The following is a 16,668-nucleotide window of genomic DNA, read 5'->3' as shown; positions in this document are numbered from 1 at the left end:
TGCGGCGCCCAGGGGCGCCGTTTTTTATGGGCGCGCCTAGGCCCGTGCCGATGCCCCAAAACCTAGGTGGCTGGGGGAGGGGAGGTGATTGCCCCATTTACCCCGCATTCGAGTCGTTTTCGCCCGCCTTTTACGTTAAAATTGCGCCGCTTTTTCTCCCTGGCTGCCAATGGATGATGCTGATGAAAGACTTTCTGATTGCCCCCTCGATCCTCTCTGCCGATTTTGCCCGTCTGGGTGACGATGTAGCCAAGGTACTGGCTGCCGGTGCCGACGTGGTTCACTTCGACGTGATGGACAACCACTATGTCCCCAACCTGACCATTGGCCCCATGGTCTGTCAGGCGCTGCGTGACTACGGTATCGAGGCCCCCATCGACGTGCACCTGATGGTCAAGCCGGTGGATCGCATCATTCCCGATTTTGCCAAGGCGGGTGCTTCCCTTATCACCTTCCATCCGGAAGCGTCCGATCACGTTGATCGCTCTTTGGGCCTGATCAAGGAGATGGGCTGCCAGGCGGGTCTGGTGCTCAATCCTGCTACCTCGCTCTCCTGCCTCGAGTATGTGATGGACAAGCTGGACGTGATCCTGCTGATGTCGGTCAACCCGGGCTTCGGTGGCCAGAGCTTCATCCCCGGCACCCTTGACAAGTTGCGTCAGGTGCGTCGTCTGATCGACGAGAGCGGCCGCGATATCCGCCTCGAGATCGATGGCGGGGTCAAGGTCGACAACATTCGCGAGATCGCCGAAGCGGGCGCCGACATGTTTGTCGCCGGCTCGGCCATTTTCAGCCAGCCTGACTACAAGGCGGTGATCGACAAGATGCGTGCGGAGCTTAGCTGTGTCACACGCTGAGCGCGCATTTGATTTGGTGCTGTTCGATCTGGACGGCACCCTGATTGACAGCGCCGCCCAGTTGGCGCTGGCAGTCAATCTGACTCTGGCAGACCTCGGTCTGGCGCAGGCTGATGAAGCGGTGATCCGTACCTGGGTAGGCAATGGCGCCGACAAGCTGATCCAGCGGGCGCTCGCCTATCGCGAGGCCGATCCCGAGCTGTTTGCCAAGGCCAGACCGATCTTTTTCCAGCACTACAACGCTTGCCTGCTGCAGGGGCTGGCGATGTATGACGGGGTGGCCCAGAGTCTGCGTCGCTTGCAAAGCCAGGGCTACAAGCAGGCGATCGTCACCAACAAGCCGAGCGATTTCGTGGCCCCTATCCTCGATGCCCTTGGCATCAGCGATTGCTTCGCGCTCTGGCTTGGCGGCAACTGCGTGCCGGTCAAGAAGCCGAGCCCGGAGCCCTTGCTGCACGCTTGCCAGGAGTTGGGGGTGAGCCCGGCTCGCACCCTGATGGTGGGCGACTCCGAAAATGACGTGCTGGCGGCCAAGGCGGCTGGCATGAAGGTGGTGGGTCTTACATACGGCTACAACTATGGCCGCCCCATCGCCGACTCCCATCCAGACTGGGTATTCGAGCAGTTTGCCCAGCTCGATGCACTTTTGGTCTAATAGCGCAGTTGGGCTGGCTGAATAACAAGGATTAACACTCTCATGACTAAACCAATCGTATTGAGCGGAGCGCAACCCTCCGGTCAACTGACCATCGGCAACTACATGGGGGCCCTGCGTCAGTGGGTCAACATGCAGGATGAGTTCGACTGCCTCTACTGCATCGTCGACCTGCACGCCATCACCACTCGTCAGGACCCGGCTGCCCTGCGCAAGGCTTGTCTGGACGCGGCCGCCCTCTATCTGGCGGTCGGTATCGATCCCAAGAAGAGCACCGTCTTCATCCAGTCTCACGTGCCGCAGCACGCCGAGCTGGGCTGGATCCTCAACTGTTACACCCAGATGGGTGAGTTGTCGCGCATGACCCAGTTCAAGGACAAGTCCGCCCGTTTCGAGAACAATGTCAACGTTGGCCTGTTCGGCTATCCGGTGTTGATGGCAGCCGATATCCTGCTCTATCAGGCCAATCAGGTGCCGGTCGGCAACGACCAGAAGCAGCATCTGGAGCTGACCCGCGATATCTGCACCCGTTTCAACAACCTGTATGGTGAGGTGTTCACCCTGCCGGAGCCCTTCATTCCGACCGAAGGGGCGCGGGTGATGAGCCTGCAGGATCCGACCAAGAAGATGTCCAAGTCGGATGACAACGAGGCCAACTTCATCGGCCTGCTGGAAGACCCCAAGCAGATCGTCAAGAAGATCAAGCGTGCGGTGACCGACTCCGACGAGCCGGCGGTGGTACGGTTCGATCCGGAGAACAAACCGGGAGTTTCCAACCTGCTGACCCTGATGTCCGGCGTGACCGGTCGTTCCATCCCCGAGCTGGAACAGCACTTCGAAGGCAAGATGTACGGTCACCTCAAGACCGAGACCGCCGAAGCCGTGGTTGCGCTGCTGGAACCGATCCAGGCGCGTTTCCACGCGTTGCGTCAGGATGAGGCCCATCTGATCGCGATTCTGGCCGAAGGGGCACAAAAGGCGCGCGAAAGAGCTGAAAAAAACCTGACCAGCGTATATGATGTAGTCGGCTTCGTTCCTCGAGCCTGACATACTGGGAAGGTGTAGTAGAAGAGAGCTGGGTATTTGCCTGGCTTTCTTTATTTTCTGACCGGCTATATTTGTTTAATTTCTTTATTTCAACGTGGGTAATATCCCCAAGAGTACGCATGTCTGTTCAACCAACTATTTCTGCTGAAGAGCTGAGTGACAAAGGTCACTGGCTACGTAAATTTCGCAAGGCGAAAAACCTCAATACCCTGCAACTGATGGTCTCAAATGCCATCGACAAACACCATAAAACCCCTGCCATTGCTGCCGCCATCTATCTGGCCGAGTGTCAGCGTGAACGGGAAATGGAACAGGGTCGTTATCTCGATCGTTAATTCTCCGCTGTTGGTTATCTCATGCTGTTGTTGATCGATAACTACGACTCTTTTACCTGGAACCTGGTGCAATATTTCGGCGCCCTGGGACAAGAGGTTGTAGTCAAGCGCAATGATGAACTGACGCTTGATGCCATAGCGCAGCTCTCCCCCCGTTTTCTGGTGATCTCTCCCGGTCCCTGTACGCCCAATGAGGCGGGGATCTCTCTCGACGCTATCAGCCACTTTGCTGGCAAGCTGCCCATTCTCGGCGTCTGTCTCGGTCATCAGTCGCTGGCGCAGGCCTTTGGCGCCCGCGTAGTGCGTGCCCGTCAGGTAATGCACGGCAAAACCTCGCTCATCCGCCATTGCAATGAGGGGGTGTTCAAGGGGCTCAACAACCCGCTGCGGGTGACCCGTTACCACTCCTTGGTGGTGGAGCGCGACACGCTGCCCGACTGCTTCGAGGTCACCGCCTGGAGCGAGCATACCGATGGCTCGTTTGACGAGATCATGGGGCTGCGCCACAAGACGCTCCCCATCGAGGGTGTTCAGTTCCATCCGGAGAGTATTTTGAGCGAGCAGGGTCATCAGTTGCTGGCCAACTTTCTGGCGCGTTCATAAAAAGTTGTGATCGCCTTCTCAAGTTCGAGAGAAGGCAAAAAAAATTTCCCTGACACTTTATTCACCCCCTCTCCTGCCCAAATTATCTCTTGCCAAGCCCCCCTGAGTCGTTATGCAATGCGGTTGCCTAAAATCTCAAGAGCAATCGAACATTGTTCCTTATAGGCCGTCTTGTTACAGACTTTTTACTTTATTTCTGTGATAATCCCGTCACGTTTACACGGATTTAACTTTTGGGCGGTGGATTATTCTGTCGCCGAATCGAAGGAGAGCTATATGTCAGAGTTGTTGGCAGTGACACGTGAAGTGTTTGATGAAGTGATGGTTCCCAACTATGCGCCCGCCAAGATCATCCCGGTGCGTGGTGAAGGGTCACGTGTCTGGGATCAGGAAGGGCGCGAGTATGTCGACTTCGCCGGTGGCATCGCCGTCAACGGTTTGGGTCACTGTCATCCCAAGCTGGTCGAGGCCCTGAAAACCCAGGGCGAGAAGCTGTGGCACCTCTCCAACGTCATGACCAACGAGCCGGCCCTGCGTCTGGCCAAGAAGCTGGTTGCCGCCACCTTTGCCGACAAGGTCTACTTTTGCAACTCCGGCGCCGAAGCGAACGAAGCCGCTCTCAAGCTGGCTCGTCGCTATGCCATCGAGAAGTTTGGCGAGCAGAAGACCCAGATCATCGCCTTCAATCAGGGCTTCCACGGTCGTACCTTCTTTACCGTCAGCGTCGGTGGCCAGGCAGCCTACTCCGATGGCTTCGGTCCCAAGCCCGGTGACATTACCCATGTTCCCTACAACGATCTGGCCGCGCTGGCCGAGGTGATCTCCGACAACACCTGCGCCGTGGTGATGGAGCCGCTGCAAGGGGAGGGGGGCATCATTCGTCCTACCGACGAGTTTGCCAACGGGGTGCGCGAGCTGTGTGACAAACACAATGCCCTGCTGGTGTATGACGAAGTGCAGTCCGGCGTCGGCCGGACCGGTGATCTCTATGCCTATATGGGGCTGGGCGTCACGCCGGACATCCTCACCAGCGCTAAGGCACTGGGTGGCGGTTTCCCCATCGGCGCCATGCTGACTACCAACGAAATCGCCTCTTACCTGAAAGTGGGCACTCACGGCTCTACCTACGGCGGCAACCCGCTGGCCTGTGCGGTCGCCGAGGCGGTGATCGACGTGATCAATACTCCGGAGGTGCTAGCTGGCATCAAGCAGCGCGAACAGCTGTTCCGCGATGGCCTTGAAGCAATCAACGCCAAATACCACTGCTTTAGCGAGATCCGCGGCAAGGGTCTGCTGCTGGGCGCGGCCCTGAGCGATGCCTACAAGGGGCGCTCCCGCGACTTCCTGCTGGCCTCCATCGATCAGGGGCTGATGGCTCTGGTGGCTGGTACCAACGTGGTTCGTTTTGCTCCCTCGCTGGTGATCCCGGAAGCGGACATCAAGGAAGGGTTGGCCCGCTTCGAGAAGGCGGTTGCCCAGGTGGTTAACGCCTGATTGCAAATTGAGGTGGGGAGCTCTCCCGGCAGGAGCCGGGACCCCACCTGTCGTCAATGAAAGGGAGTTGTCATTTATGTTGGTTATCCGTCCCATCGAGCAAAAAGATTTTGCCGGGCTCAAGACCTGCGCCATCGAGTCCGGCACCGGCATGACCTCGTTGCCCGTCAACGATGAGCTGCTGCAGCGCAAGATCGATGCCTCTACCCAGACTTTTTCCGACAAGCCCGCCGGCAAGGGGGACTGCCTCTACTTCTTCGTGGCCGAGGATCTGGAGACCGGCGAGATGGTGGGTACCTGTGCCATCGATGCCGCGGTTGGCCTCTCCCAGCCGTTTTACAACTACCACATCGGCAAGGTGGTGCACTCTTCTCCCAAGCTCGGCATCTACAACGTCGTTGAAACCCTGACCCTCTCCAACGACTACACCGGCAACTCCGAGCTCTGCACCCTGTTTTTGCGCGAATGTGCCCGCGAGGGGCTCAACGGCCGCCTGCTCTCCAAGCACCGCTTTCTGTTTATGGCCGAGCACCCCGAGCTGTTTGACGAGACCGTCTTCGCCGAGATGCGCGGCGTCTCCGATGCCAACGGCCACAGTCCCTTCTACGAGTGGCTGCAAACCCACTTCTTCTCGATGGATTTTCCCACCGTCGACTATCTGACCGGCATCGGCAAGAAGCGCTTTATCGCCGAGTTGATGCCCAAGTACCCCATCTACGTCAACTTGCTGAGCAAAGAGGCGCGCGCCGTTATCGGCCAGACCCACGAGAAGACCCGTCCCGCCATCAAGATGCTGCAGGACGAGGGCTTCGTGAACCGTGGCTACGTCGATATCTTCGATGCGGGCCCCACCGTCGAGTGCGACGTGAAGAATATCCGCAGCGTGCGCCGCAGCAAGAAGCTGCGGGTGCTGGTGGGCGAGCCCATTGGTGGCAAGACCCACCTTATCTGCAACAGCCGTTTCGAACATTACCGCGCCTGCTACGGCAATATCCGGGTCGATCTCGACAAGCATGAAGCCATCATTCCGCCCAAGATGGCGGCGGCACTCAAGGTGCAGGATGGCGACATGGTGCGGGTGGTCGACCTCGACTGAGACAAACAGGACAAGCAAACCGATTATCAGACAGGCAGCCGAGGCTGCCTGCCAGCGACAGGGAGTGAATGGATGAGCCAGTCAGTACAATTTATCGATGGTCAGTGGCTTGCCGGTGAAGGCAAGCCGTTCGAGTCACGGGATCCGGCCAAAAACGAGGTGATCTGGCAGGGGGCTGCCGCCAGCACATCTCAGGTCGATGCGGCCGTCAAGGCTGCCCGCGCCGCCTTCTACCACTGGTCTGATATGGAGCTTGAGGATCGCCTGACCATAGTGCGTCGCTATGCCGACCTGCTTGGCGAGCAGAAAGAGGCGCTGGCCCTGACTATCGCCCGCGAAACAGGCAAACCGCTGTGGGAGACCCGCACCGAAGTAGCCGCCATGCAGGGCAAGATTGCCATCTCCATCCGTGCCCATGACGAGCGTACCGGTACCGTTGAAACTGCCATGCCGGGCGCCAAGGCGTTTGTCCGCCACAAGCCCCACGGTGTGGTGGCGGTGTTCGGCCCCTACAACTTCCCGGGCCATCTGCCCAACGGTCATATCGTACCTGCATTGATTGCGGGTAACGCCGTGGTATTCAAACCCTCCGAGCTGACCCCCATGGTGGCCGAAGCCATGGTCAAGGTGTGGCAGGAGGCCGGATTGCCCAAGGGCGTGCTCAATCTGGTGCAGGGGGAGGTCGAGACCGGCAAGGCGCTGGCGGGCAACCCCGATATCGACGGACTCTTCTTTACCGGCTCCTCCCGCACCGGTCATTTCCTCCATCAGCAGTTTGCCGGTCAGCCGGGCAAAATTCTGGCCCTCGAGATGGGTGGCAACAATCCGCTGATCGTGAAAGAGGTGAGTGACATCGACGGCGCCGTCCATGCCATCGTCCAGTCGGCATTTATCACCTCCGGTCAGCGCTGCACCTGCTCCCGCCGTCTGTTTGTCGAGCGCGGCGAGCGGGGCGATGCGCTGGTCAAGCGACTGGTCGAGGTGGTGGGCAAGATCAAGGTCGGCCTCTATGACGCTGCCGAGCAGCCGTTCATGGGCTCGATGATAAGCGAGAAGGCTGCGATTGGCATGGTTGAGGCGCAAGCTAACCTGCAACAGCTGGGCGGCGAAAGCCTGCAGGTGCTTGAGCACCTGAAAGCGGGTACCGGCTTTGTCTCTCCGGGCATTATCGACGTGACGGCAGTCAAGGCGCTGCCGGATGAAGAGTACTTCGGCCCGCTGCTGCAACTCATTCGTTACGATGATTTCGATGCTGCCATCGATCAGGGCAACGCCACCCGCTACGGTCTCTCGGCCGGTCTGCTGGGGGACAAGGAGGCGGACTGGCACCACTTCTTCAAGCGGATCCGCGCCGGTATCGTCAACTGGAACAAACCTATCACCGGCGCCTCCAGTGCCGCGCCGTTTGGCGGCATCGGCGCCTCCGGCAACCACAGAGCAAGCGCCTACTACGCCGCTGACTACTGCGCCTATCCGGTTGCCTCTGTCGAAGACAGCAAAGCCGCCATGCCGGAGCAGCTGTCTCCTGGCTTGACGTTTTAAGAGAAAATGGGGATGCCAATGCAGCAGAGATGGCTCAACGCCGCCGACTACTGTGTCATATCCCCGTTTGCCTCCGTCGAAGACAGCAAGGCCGCTATGCCGGAGCAGCTGTCTCCCGGCTTGACGTTTTAAGAGCAAACGGGGATGCCAATGCAGCAGAGATGGCTCAACGCCGCCGACGACTGTGTCATATCCCCGGTTGCCTCCGTCGAAGACAGCAAAGCCGCTATGCCGGATCAACTGTCGCCCGGTCTGCGCTTCTAATAACGACACGGGGCATCCAGCGGTGCCCCCATCTGTACCCGCAATCAAAGGAAAGAGAGATGCAAAAGGATATCGACACCCTGTTCAGCCATCTGTGGGACAACTACATCAAGGTGACCCCGAGCGCCCTCAAGGTGCACACCCTGCTGGGTGGCGGCGAGCCCATCGTCAACGATCACGTGGCGTTTCGTACCTACAACCTGCCCAAGCTGGGGCTGGAGAAGCTGGCCGCCCACTTTCTGGCGCTCGGTTACGAGCAGAAGGGCGAGTACGTCTTCAAGGCCAAAAAGCTCTACGCCAAGCACTTCGAGCATCAGGATCCGGACGCTCCCAAGGTGTTTATCAGCGAGCTGAAGGTCGAAGAGCTCTCTGAAGGCGCGCAGGCCATCATCCACAAGCTGGCCGATCAGGTGCCCGATCATCTGACCGATACCCCGGCATTTCTCTACACCGGCGCCCCCTGGCAGGTCTCCTATGCCGATTACCAGACCCTGCTGGCGGAGAGCGAGTATGCGGCCTGGATGGCAGCATGGGGCTATCGTGCCAACCACTTCACGGTCAATATCAACAAGTTGAAGGATTTCGACACCATCCATCAGGTCAATGCGGCGCTCAAGGCTGCGGGTTTTGTCCTCAACAGTGTGGGTGGCGAGGTGAAGGGGGATCCGCAGGTGATGCTGGAGCAATCCTCCACCATGGCTGACAAAGCCGAGGTGCCGTTCAGCGATGGGGTACGTACCATCCCGAGCTGCTTCTACGAGTTTGCCCTGCGCTATCCACAGGCCGATGGGGTGCTCTATCCGGGCTTCGTCGAGGCGTCGGCCGACAAGATCTTCGAATCGACCAACGCGATGTAAAGGTCGGTGACCGGCACGGGTTGTGCCGCGCTCATCCGAGATGAGAACGCCTCCCCTGTGGAGGCGTTTTGTTTGCCGCGGGTGGTGGCACCCTTTCTGGTTATCAATGACTTAAGAGGAGAGGGGGATGGGTTTTTCTGGTGTTTGGTGTGGCCGAATTGTTGATAAAAATGTGAACGAGATCACCTGATGCGCCGCAGATTGACGCAGGCAGTGGAGCAAAAAGGAGTAGAATGGCGCTTTGTTTTTGCGGGTCCAATCGATGCCTAACTATCACTTTTTCAAGCAAGGTCAGTCGCTTACCTATCTCGATGCGAATGCACCCAGCTATAGCGATGAGCGTCGTCAACTGGTCGAACAGGGATTTGCCGCCATCGCCGCCCCCACCTTTGCAGATACTCCGGCCCAAGCCCTTGAGCTGCTGCGCGCTCATCAGGCACTACATGACGAGGCGCAGGCCAACGCCCTTTGCCTGACGGTTGCCGCTATTCCGGCGGCGATCGCCGCGCTGACCGGGCACTGACGCTGCCGCCATGCTCACGTAAACAATAAATGGTGCCACTGTCGTGGCACCATTGTATCGGTTTGCCTGCTTGCCCTGAGTCCTTTACCGCTGGTGCAGATCACCTTCGATAACCAGCACGGTATCCATCCCTGCCGCCTTGCCTGCCTCAAGCCCGATCCGGGTATCTTCAAACACCAGACAGTTGGCGGGATTGGCGCCTAGCAGTTCGGCTACTTGCAAGAAGGTGTCGGGATGCGGTTTGTGGTTGGTGACATCATCAGCGCTCACCACCACAGAGATATAGGCGTCGAGTCCGGTGCTTTTGAGGATGGAGTCCGCCTGATTGCGCGGTGAGCCGGTGCCAATCCCCATCTTGACCTTGCCGTGATAGTGCCTGACCAGCTCCCACATCTTGGGAAAGACGCTGACCTTGTCGATATGTTCCATATAGAGGGCAATCTTGCGGCGGGTAAAGGCCTCGACATCCACCGTCAGCCCCTGCTGCTCGGCCAGCATGGCGATGATCTTGCGGGTGGGAATGCCGCCGTACTGATAGAGCTGTTCCCGCTCGAAAGGGATGCCGAATTCGGCGCAGGTGAGCTCCCACGCATCCAGATGAAGGGGCATGGAATCTACCAAAGTGCCATCCATATCGAAAATCAGGGCATCGTAGTGATCAAACCGGTACTGCTCATTCATGGGGGCTCCTCGGACTGAATTCGGACTAAATAGCGCAGGCTAACAGAACCGGTCGGCAGTTTGTGGGATCTTCCTCATGGTTGGGCTGATTGTGGCCGCCGTTTTTTCTATCTCTTGCTGATTTGTGAGACAATAATCCGTTCATTGCCGGATACTTTGGCATATCAGATCAGCGAGTCCGCTTATGACCTCGAAAATATCCCCCAAAACCATTTTCTCCAGTGTGGCGCTGGTGATCGCGCTCGGTTCACTGGAAAAGAGCATAGTCACCACCCCGCTGCCCATGATTGGCGCCGAGCTGCACGCCGGTGCCGCCCTCACCTGGGTGGTCACTGCCTACCTGCTGGCGGCCACCGCCGTGCTGCCCCTCTACGGCAAACTGAGCGATCTGTTTGGCCGGGTGCGGATGCTCAATATCGGCATCGGCCTGTTTCTGGCGGGCTCGGTGGCCTGCGCCCTCTCCCAGGATCTGCAGACCCTGCTGGCAGCGCGGGTGCTGCAAGGGCTGGGGGGCGGCGGTCTGATTGCCCTCGCGTTTACCGTGATTGCCGACACCATTCCGCCGCGGGAGGTGGGCAAGTATCAGGGCTACATTTCGGCGGTCTATGCGGTCTCCAGCATCGCCGGCCCCTTGCTCGGCGGCTACTTCACCGAGCAGCTCAGCTGGCGCTGGATCTTCTGGATCAACCTGCCGCTCGGGGCGCTGGCGGTCTTTCTCATCAACCGCAACCTCAAGCAGCTCAACGTACGTCGCCACAGTCGCTTCGACTGGAAGGGGGCGGGTCTGCTGATTACCGTCACCACGCTCACCTTGTTGCTGCTCTCGCCGGAAGCGGCGCTGCCTGCCGTCTGGCTTTCGGCGGCGCTGGGTGTTGCACTGCTGCTGCTCATTCTGATTGAGCGGCGTGCCCACGACCCCATATTGCCCGCCCATCTGGTGCGGCTGCCCGGCTATCTGGTGAGCGTGCTGCTGGTGATGCTCTCCCAGTTGCTGATGTTTGCCGTGCTGGTCTATCTGCCGTTGCAGATGCAGTGGCAGAAGGGGATGAGCGCCAGCGAGAGCGGGATGAGCATGGTGATCTTCATGATCTGCATCACAGCCGGGGCCTTTGTCGGTGGCAAGCTGATTGGCCGTACCGGTCACTACAAGAGCTTTGTCGCGGTGGGCTTTGGCCTCGCGGCGGTGGCGCTGTGGCAGATCCACTTCGATGCCTGGGTCAGGCTGGCGCTCGGGTTTGCCGGTATCGGTCTTGGTCTGGTGCTGCCCGCCCTCTCGGTGGTGGTGCAAAATGCCCTGCCACGGCAGGATCGCGGCATCGGTATGTCGCTGTTCAACTTTGGGCGGGAGCTCGGTGGTGCCGTCGGCGTGGCCATCTGCTCCATGCTGTTCCACTTGCGCCTGCCGGCCGGCAGCGATGGTGATTTGAGCCGACTTGCCCCCGATCTGCTGGCCCCGGGCTTCAGCGCGACCTATATCGGCATGGCACTGATCGCCACGCTGGCGCTGCTCATCACCCTGCTGGCGCTGAAACGTCACGAGCTGGCCTCCATCAGCGCCTGATTAGCCGAGTAGCCACACCGCGCACTGGTAAGGGGCAAATATCTGCACCGGTTCGCTCGGGTAATTGGCCAGCAGTAACCGCATCTCGTCTGTCACCTTGTCGAAGTGGGGCATCGGCAAGGGATTGGCCGTGAGATTGGCGAGCAGCAGCAGGGTGTGCCGACCTCCGCTAGCCGGATCCTGCCAGTGGCGGCGATAGCTGATGCGCTCGGGATCATCCCCATCCAGCAGCTCGAAATTGCCGTGGCGAACGACAGGGTGGGCCTTGCGCAGGGCGATGAGCTGGCGATAGCAGTGAAACGGCGAGTCGGGACGGGCCAGCTGTTCGTCAGCATTTATCTCGACGTGGTTTGCATTGAGGGCGATCCAGGGTGTGGCCGTGCTGAAACCGGCGTTGGGGTCGGCGTCCCACTGCATCGGGGTGCGGGCGTTGTCGCGGCCGATGGCATCGAGCCGCCGACTCAGCTCGGCAGGATCCAGCCCTGACTGGCTGGCGCGGTAGTTGATGGCCTCCACATCGCGCAGTTCATCCGGCTGCCAGTGGCGGTTGGTCATGGCGAGCTCCTCCCCCTGATAGATGAAGGGGGTGCCCTGCATCATATGCAGCACCATGGCCCACAGCCTGGCGCTGGTTTCACGCCACTCGGGTCTGTCATCGCCAAAGCGGGAGACGGCGCGGGGCAGGTCGTGGTTATTCAGAAACAGGCTGTTCCAGCCACGCCCATGTAGCCCTTGCTGGTGGCGGGCCATGGCTCGCTTGAAGGTGAGGGGATCAAAGCGGGATGACCACTTGTCACTGCCCAGCCCCAGATGCTCGAAGTTGAACACCATGCTGAACTCGCTGCCGTCGTGGTTCGAATAGTTCTGCATATGGGCGAGATCAGCCCCCCAGGTCTCCCCCACCGTAATGATCCCCTTGCCGCCGAAGCTCGCAGCATTGAGCTCGCGGATATAGTCGTGCAGGCGCGGGCCATTGCTCATGGCAAGCCGGTCCCACTCCTTGCTCACCATGTCGATCACATCGAAGCGAAATCCCTTGATCCCTTTGCCCAGCCAGAAGTTGATCACCGATGCCATCTCGGCCCGCACCGCCGGGTTGTCCCAGTCCAGATCGGCCTGACTGGGATCGAAGTTGTGCAGGTAGTAGCGATCAAGCGCTGGCACATACTGCCAGCCGCTACCGCCAAAAATCGAGGTAATGGGGTGGGCGTCGACGAAGGCTTGATCCCGGAATACGTAATAACCCTGATAGCGGGGATCGCCGGCCAGCGCCTTTATAAACCACTCATGCTCGGTGGAGGTGTGGTTGGCGACAATATCCATCATAAGGCCGATGCCACGCTCCCTTGCCTCTGCGATCAGTGCTTCCATCTCGGCCAGAGTGCCGAAGGCGGGGTCGATGGCACGGTAGTCCGCCACATCGTAGCCGTTGTCCCGCTTGGGGGAGCGATAGATGGGGGTGAGCCAGAGCATATCGACCCCGAGGGTGGCCAGATAACCGAGGCGCTGACGGATGCCGTTGATATCGCCCATTCCGTCGCCATCGCTGTCCTGAAAACTCATGGGGTAAATCTGGTAGATGACGCAGCTATCGAGGTCGATATCGGGCGCGTGGAGGGGGTGCGGGTTCATCAGCTTGGCCGGTTGGGGGAGGAGGCTTTCCATCTTACGCAGATGAGCGAGCAGTCAACAGGGCAGGGGATGCCTTGAAAAGGGTTCCATTGTTGGCTGGTTGCCAAAAGTGCGGGAAGGGTCACAAAGGTGCTATCCCAAGCCACGGCTGTGGTCGGGATGGCACGGCACTTAGCGCTGATACTCTGCAAGAATACTGGTTATTGAGCAGCCTTGGCCTGCTCGCTGCGCTGCTCCTGCTGGCGTTCCGCTTGTGCTTCCAGCTCCTTGCCGAGGAAGTAGTTCAGGAAGGTGCGGATCACCGCGATGATGGCGAGGCGGATCAGCTCCTCCTTGCTCGGCGCGACCGTGGTGGCCAGGATGTCAGCGGCGAGCTGGAACTCCAGCGCCAGAATAAGCCAGCTGCCAAAGCAGAGACGAATGCGCGGAAAGCCGGGTTGGTGATCCCGCACTCTTGCCGCCAGCCAGAGGGTCTTGCCAAGTCCTATCACCACACAGGCGATGGAGATGATCTCCAGCAGCAGCTGGAACAGCTCGACCCCGTGCATCATCCCCTCTTTCAGGCTCGCTATATCAAACACTCTGATCACCTCCCTGATTCAAAAGAGGACACTATTAACACATCGCTCGGCAAAGGCCAAATCAGAGTCTCCTGATAAGCAGTGAGAGCTGTTCAATGAGCTGACGCGCAGCAGGGCTGACTCCGGCCAGTTGGAAGAAGCCGTGTATAACACCCAGTTGCCGCTGACAGGTGGTTGTGACATCGGCTTGCAGCAGTTTGCGATAGAGGGCTTCCCCTTCATCGCGCAGCGGATCATATTCTGCCGTTACGATATGGGTCGGCGGCAATCCTGACAGGGCAGGATGATGGAGCGGGCTGGCTTCGGGGTGAGTGACGGGCTGCTCACCCAGATAGGCGTGAAAACCGCTTAACAGCATGTCGCGGGTGATGAGGTAGTCATCCCCTAGCTGCCGATAGCTGTCACTCTCGCCCGCTGCATCGAGCATCGGATAGATGAGCAGTTGGGCTGCAGGCAAAGGGGCGCCTTGCTCCTTGAGTCGCAATGTTGTGATCAGGGCGAGGTGGCCGCCGGCACTGTCGCCCGCAAGGACAATCCGTGCCGGATCCCCATGCCATTTCTCCACATCGGCCATGATGGCGAGCGTAGCAGCCAGTGCGTCGTCGTGTGCTGCAGGATAGGTGTGTTCAGGGGCAAGGCGGGTATGTACCGCGAACACCAGTGCTTCGGCGCGATTGCACAGCATCCGCATCTGGCGGTCGTGGGTGTCGAACTCGCCGCTGACAAAACAGCCGCCATGAAAGTAGATCAGGGCCGGACGGCTTGCGCTTGAGGTGGGCGATGGTTGATAGAGGCGAATGGAATAATGGCCGTTTTGCCACTCTTCGATAGCGCCAACCTCCTCCCGTTCACCGCCCAATATGGCCGAAGCAAGATAGCCTTCACGTCGCGCCTGCCAGCTCAGGCTACTCGCCTTGGGACTGCCTGCGGCAATGAACTCTGCCACCATGGCCGCAATGGCCGGTTCAAGTTGTATATCCATAACGCACCAGTAACTGTATATAAAAACAGTTATTTTGCTCCTTTAGCCAGAGAGCGCAACCGGCGTTAGCTGAGGCAGCTCACAAAATCAGACTTCAAGCAGCTGGAATTCAATCACATAGAGCGGCGGCAGAGCGGGGTAGATATCGCGGATCACCTGTTTGAGCTCGGGGAGGGTCATGTTCTCCTGATGGGCGTGCTCGTCGTTCAGTTCATCGAAGGCCACTGCATTGACGGAGAGCACCTCTATGGTGCCGAAGGGCTGGTGTTCCGGGTTAGTGAACAGCGCCAGACGCTGGCCGGGTTGCCAGTTGGCTTCGCTCTCGTCGCGGATGGTGATGGTTTTGCGGCCCGCCTGAATGTCGGCGACGAAGCGGCTGAAGAAGGTGAATTCGGGATAGGGATGGGCAGACATGGTGACTCCTGACAGGGTGAATCGAAATGGGGTGAATGGAAATCAAAGGTCGAGATAGGTGCGCAGCCTGGTCAGATCGGCGATAACGGGGCCGTCGCTGCCGTCGGCAACTATGCCCTGTTCGATCAGCTCCTTGAGGGCGCGGCGGTAAACCCGCTCTGTGGTACCAAAGCGGGCCGCTTCGTGGGCCCGCTTGCGTGACCCCAGCATGGGGGTGCGCTGGCGTTCTCGCCACAGCTCATAGGCGATGTTGTAGGCGATGGGGTGGAGCAGCCGGCTGGTGGTGATCTCCAGCGTATCGAGATAGTCGCTGGCAAGCGCTGCGGCAAAGAACAGGGTCAACTCGGGCTCGGCCAGCAGGCGCTGGGCTAGTTTGTTGGCGCAGATGACCCGTGCGTCCAGCTCGGTCTCGGCCACCACGTTCCACTGCACCGGAGTGGCGCTGAAGAACTCCATTTCGCCGAAGATCTGGCTGTGGCAGGCTATTTCGCCGAGCTGGAAGCTGCGGCCCGAGTGCACAGTGCTGTTGAGGGAGACTCGACCACGTTCGACCAGATAGAGCTGCTCGCTCTGCTCCCCCTGTCGCATTATGGATTCACCAGGCAGATAGCGGCGCAGAAACAGGGTGCAGGCGTCGAGCGCCTCGGCAAAGCGGGGTTCCAGTTTGGCGAGTTCGGCGTGAAAACGACCGAGGGGATAGGGCTGTTGCTGCATGACTTACCTGTCGCACCGATGACGAGGGTCATGAGGCTAGCAAGAGTGCGGGCCGGATACCAGCCCGCACGCTAGCGGATGTGCCGCAGTTAACGGTTTGCGCTTTATTGCACCAGAGCGTGGAGGGCGGCGGCGATGGCTTGCTGCTCACCGGCCATCATCGCCTGTTCGGCGCTGGCGTACTCATTGACCCCATCTTGCACATCCTGCTCGAACAGCACCACGTTGCAGAGCACGGCGGCCACCCGCACCTTGCGCAGGCGTCCAACGGCAAGCAGTGAGGCAGTTTCCATATCTGCCCCGAGCACGCCACGGGCATGCCAGTAGCGGCACACCTCCTGCTCATCATCCCGATAGAAGCTGTCGTGGGAGCGCACCAGCCCGTGCCAATGAGGTTGGCCGCTGGCCGCCACCTGATTGAGCAAGGCCGCCTGTAGCCAGATGTCGGCGCAGGCGGGATATTCGGCAGGCAGGTAGGCCTGTGAAGCCCCGTCATTGCGTACCGCCCCTTCCACCACGATAAGGTCGCCCAGCCCGATGTCGTGTTGCAGGGCACCGGCGGAGCCGACCCGTATAAACGATGTGGCACCGGCTTGCACCAGCTCCTCCAGCGCTATGATGGCCGATGCGCCACCGATGCCGGTGCTGCAAACCGTGATGGGCAGCCCCTGATAGGATCCGTTGATGAGGCGAAACTCCCGGTTTTGCCCCAGCACCTCACACTGTTCGAGCTGGCTGGCGATGCGGTCGACCCGGGCCGGGTCGCCGCACAGCACCACCCGCTCGGCAATCTGGTCGGGGCGGCACTGAAGATGGGGTAACAGAGTCAT

Annotated in this window: 18 protein-coding genes; 11 read left to right on the top strand and 7 right to left on the bottom strand. The window is 59.5% G+C overall.

Going from position 1 to position 16,668, the window contains the following annotated elements; translation table 11 throughout:
- The first annotated feature begins 182 nt into the window (after window positions 1-182).
- The 10 genes from rpe to ACW5W8_RS00380 all read left to right on the top strand — a co-directional run bounded on the left by rpe (window position 183) and on the right by ACW5W8_RS00380 (window position 9,273).
- Window positions 183-857: a ribulose-phosphate 3-epimerase gene (gene rpe / locus ACW5W8_RS00425; protein ID WP_498625901.1), complete on the top strand. Its 675-nt coding sequence runs from the start codon at window positions 183-185 to the stop codon at window positions 855-857.
- Window positions 844-1,512 carry a phosphoglycolate phosphatase gene (locus ACW5W8_RS00420; protein ID WP_498625900.1) on the top strand — a complete coding sequence of 223 codons (669 nt, stop codon included), beginning with the start codon at window positions 844-846 and terminating at the stop codon, window positions 1,510-1,512. The genes rpe and ACW5W8_RS00420 overlap by 14 nt, the downstream gene beginning before the upstream one ends.
- 42 nt (window positions 1,513-1,554) lie before the next feature.
- Complete coding sequence (trpS, locus tag ACW5W8_RS00415) at window positions 1,555-2,559, top strand: tryptophan--tRNA ligase (RefSeq protein WP_498625898.1); 1,005 nt, start codon at window positions 1,555-1,557, stop codon at window positions 2,557-2,559.
- Between the two features lie 119 nt (window positions 2,560-2,678).
- The gene (locus ACW5W8_RS00410) at window positions 2,679-2,894 is read left to right on the top strand and encodes a hypothetical protein (protein WP_498625897.1); all 216 of its coding nucleotides are present in this window, start codon (window positions 2,679-2,681) and stop codon (window positions 2,892-2,894) included.
- A gap of 21 nt (window positions 2,895-2,915) precedes the next feature.
- Window positions 2,916-3,497, top strand: coding sequence for an aminodeoxychorismate synthase component II (locus tag ACW5W8_RS00405; RefSeq protein WP_498625895.1), 582 nt, complete (start codon window positions 2,916-2,918; stop codon window positions 3,495-3,497).
- A gap of 276 nt (window positions 3,498-3,773) precedes the next feature.
- Window positions 3,774-4,991 carry an aspartate aminotransferase family protein gene (locus ACW5W8_RS00400; protein WP_498625894.1) on the top strand — a complete coding sequence of 406 codons (1,218 nt, stop codon included), beginning with the start codon at window positions 3,774-3,776 and terminating at the stop codon, window positions 4,989-4,991.
- Between the two features lie 76 nt (window positions 4,992-5,067).
- The gene (astA, locus tag ACW5W8_RS00395) at window positions 5,068-6,087 is read left to right on the top strand and encodes an arginine N-succinyltransferase (protein WP_005334994.1); all 1,020 of its coding nucleotides are present in this window, start codon (window positions 5,068-5,070) and stop codon (window positions 6,085-6,087) included.
- Window positions 6,088-6,159: 72 nt separating this feature from the next.
- On the top strand, window positions 6,160-7,629 hold the full coding sequence (astD, locus tag ACW5W8_RS00390) for a succinylglutamate-semialdehyde dehydrogenase (protein WP_498625892.1): 1,470 nt from the start codon (window positions 6,160-6,162) through the stop codon (window positions 7,627-7,629).
- A 323-nt stretch (window positions 7,630-7,952) separates the two neighbouring features.
- Window positions 7,953-8,750: a DUF1338 domain-containing protein gene (locus tag ACW5W8_RS00385; RefSeq protein WP_498625890.1), complete on the top strand. Its 798-nt coding sequence runs from the start codon at window positions 7,953-7,955 to the stop codon at window positions 8,748-8,750.
- 262 nt (window positions 8,751-9,012) lie between these two features.
- Window positions 9,013-9,273 (top strand): hypothetical protein, encoded by a 261-nt coding sequence (locus ACW5W8_RS00380; protein ID WP_498625888.1) that lies wholly within the window; start codon window positions 9,013-9,015, stop codon window positions 9,271-9,273.
- An 84-nt stretch (window positions 9,274-9,357) separates the two neighbouring features.
- Here the strand turns inward: ACW5W8_RS00380 and ACW5W8_RS00375 are convergent, their stop codons facing one another.
- Window positions 9,358-9,954, bottom strand: a complete 597-nt coding sequence (locus ACW5W8_RS00375) for an HAD family hydrolase (RefSeq protein WP_498625886.1) — start codon at window positions 9,952-9,954, stop codon at window positions 9,358-9,360.
- A gap of 184 nt (window positions 9,955-10,138) precedes the next feature.
- Between ACW5W8_RS00375 and ACW5W8_RS00370 the strand changes: the two genes are divergently transcribed.
- Complete coding sequence (locus ACW5W8_RS00370) at window positions 10,139-11,515, top strand: MDR family MFS transporter (RefSeq protein ID WP_498625884.1); 1,377 nt, start codon at window positions 10,139-10,141, stop codon at window positions 11,513-11,515.
- Here the strand turns inward: ACW5W8_RS00370 and ACW5W8_RS00365 are convergent, their stop codons facing one another.
- The 6 genes from ACW5W8_RS00365 to ACW5W8_RS00340 form a co-directional block, all read right to left on the bottom strand.
- Window positions 11,516-13,147: an alpha-glucosidase gene (locus tag ACW5W8_RS00365; RefSeq protein WP_498625967.1), complete on the bottom strand. Its 1,632-nt coding sequence runs from the start codon at window positions 13,145-13,147 to the stop codon at window positions 11,516-11,518.
- A 200-nt stretch (window positions 13,148-13,347) separates the two neighbouring features.
- On the bottom strand, window positions 13,348-13,728 hold the full coding sequence (locus ACW5W8_RS00360; RefSeq protein WP_498625883.1) for a DUF1622 domain-containing protein: 381 nt from the start codon (window positions 13,726-13,728) through the stop codon (window positions 13,348-13,350).
- 61 nt (window positions 13,729-13,789) lie between these two features.
- The gene (locus ACW5W8_RS00355) at window positions 13,790-14,710 is read right to left on the bottom strand and encodes an alpha/beta hydrolase (RefSeq protein ID WP_498625882.1); all 921 of its coding nucleotides are present in this window, start codon (window positions 14,708-14,710) and stop codon (window positions 13,790-13,792) included.
- 87 nt (window positions 14,711-14,797) lie between these two features.
- The gene (gene yqfB, locus ACW5W8_RS00350; RefSeq protein ID WP_498625881.1) at window positions 14,798-15,124 is read right to left on the bottom strand and encodes a N(4)-acetylcytidine aminohydrolase; all 327 of its coding nucleotides are present in this window, start codon (window positions 15,122-15,124) and stop codon (window positions 14,798-14,800) included.
- 42 nt (window positions 15,125-15,166) lie between these two features.
- Complete coding sequence (locus ACW5W8_RS00345) at window positions 15,167-15,838, bottom strand: Crp/Fnr family transcriptional regulator (protein ID WP_498625880.1); 672 nt, start codon at window positions 15,836-15,838, stop codon at window positions 15,167-15,169.
- A 104-nt stretch (window positions 15,839-15,942) separates the two neighbouring features.
- Window positions 15,943-16,668: a nucleoside phosphorylase gene (locus ACW5W8_RS00340; RefSeq protein ID WP_498625879.1), complete on the bottom strand. Its 726-nt coding sequence runs from the start codon at window positions 16,666-16,668 to the stop codon at window positions 15,943-15,945.

The sequence above is a fragment of the Aeromonas aquatilis genome (genome assembly GCF_054052405.1).
The sequence above is the reverse complement of the archived record's forward strand: the minus strand, read 5'-3'. Positions and strand labels throughout refer to the sequence as shown.

Bases quoted from the DNA above. Each gene is read 5' to 3' on its own strand.
- yqfB (WP_498625881.1), bottom strand. From the start codon at position 15,124: ATGTCTGCCCATCCCTATCCCGAATTCACCTTCTTCAGCCGCTTCGTC.
- ACW5W8_RS00365 (WP_498625967.1), bottom strand. From the start codon at position 13,147: ATGAACCCGCACCCCCTCCACGCGCCCGATATCGACCTCGATAGCTGC.
- astA (WP_005334994.1), top strand. From the start codon at position 5,068: ATGTTGGTTATCCGTCCCATCGAGCAAAAAGATTTTGCCGGGCTCAAG.
- ACW5W8_RS00400 (WP_498625894.1), top strand. From the start codon at position 3,774: ATGTCAGAGTTGTTGGCAGTGACACGTGAAGTGTTTGATGAAGTGATG.
- ACW5W8_RS00375 (WP_498625886.1), bottom strand. From the start codon at position 9,954: ATGAATGAGCAGTACCGGTTTGATCACTACGATGCCCTGATTTTCGAT.
- ACW5W8_RS00355 (WP_498625882.1), bottom strand. From the start codon at position 14,710: ATGGATATACAACTTGAACCGGCCATTGCGGCCATGGTGGCAGAGTTC.
- ACW5W8_RS00340 (WP_498625879.1), bottom strand. From the start codon at position 16,668: ATGACTCTGTTACCCCATCTTCAGTGCCGCCCCGACCAGATTGCCGAG.
- ACW5W8_RS00345 (WP_498625880.1), bottom strand. From the start codon at position 15,838: ATGCAGCAACAGCCCTATCCCCTCGGTCGTTTTCACGCCGAACTCGCC.
- ACW5W8_RS00370 (WP_498625884.1), top strand. From the start codon at position 10,139: ATGACCTCGAAAATATCCCCCAAAACCATTTTCTCCAGTGTGGCGCTG.
- ACW5W8_RS00385 (WP_498625890.1), top strand. From the start codon at position 7,953: ATGCAAAAGGATATCGACACCCTGTTCAGCCATCTGTGGGACAACTAC.
- trpS (WP_498625898.1), top strand. From the start codon at position 1,555: ATGACTAAACCAATCGTATTGAGCGGAGCGCAACCCTCCGGTCAACTG.
- ACW5W8_RS00405 (WP_498625895.1), top strand. From the start codon at position 2,916: ATGCTGTTGTTGATCGATAACTACGACTCTTTTACCTGGAACCTGGTG.
- rpe (WP_498625901.1), top strand. From the start codon at position 183: ATGAAAGACTTTCTGATTGCCCCCTCGATCCTCTCTGCCGATTTTGCC.
- astD (WP_498625892.1), top strand. From the start codon at position 6,160: ATGAGCCAGTCAGTACAATTTATCGATGGTCAGTGGCTTGCCGGTGAA.
- ACW5W8_RS00410 (WP_498625897.1), top strand. From the start codon at position 2,679: ATGTCTGTTCAACCAACTATTTCTGCTGAAGAGCTGAGTGACAAAGGT.
- ACW5W8_RS00380 (WP_498625888.1), top strand. From the start codon at position 9,013: ATGCCTAACTATCACTTTTTCAAGCAAGGTCAGTCGCTTACCTATCTC.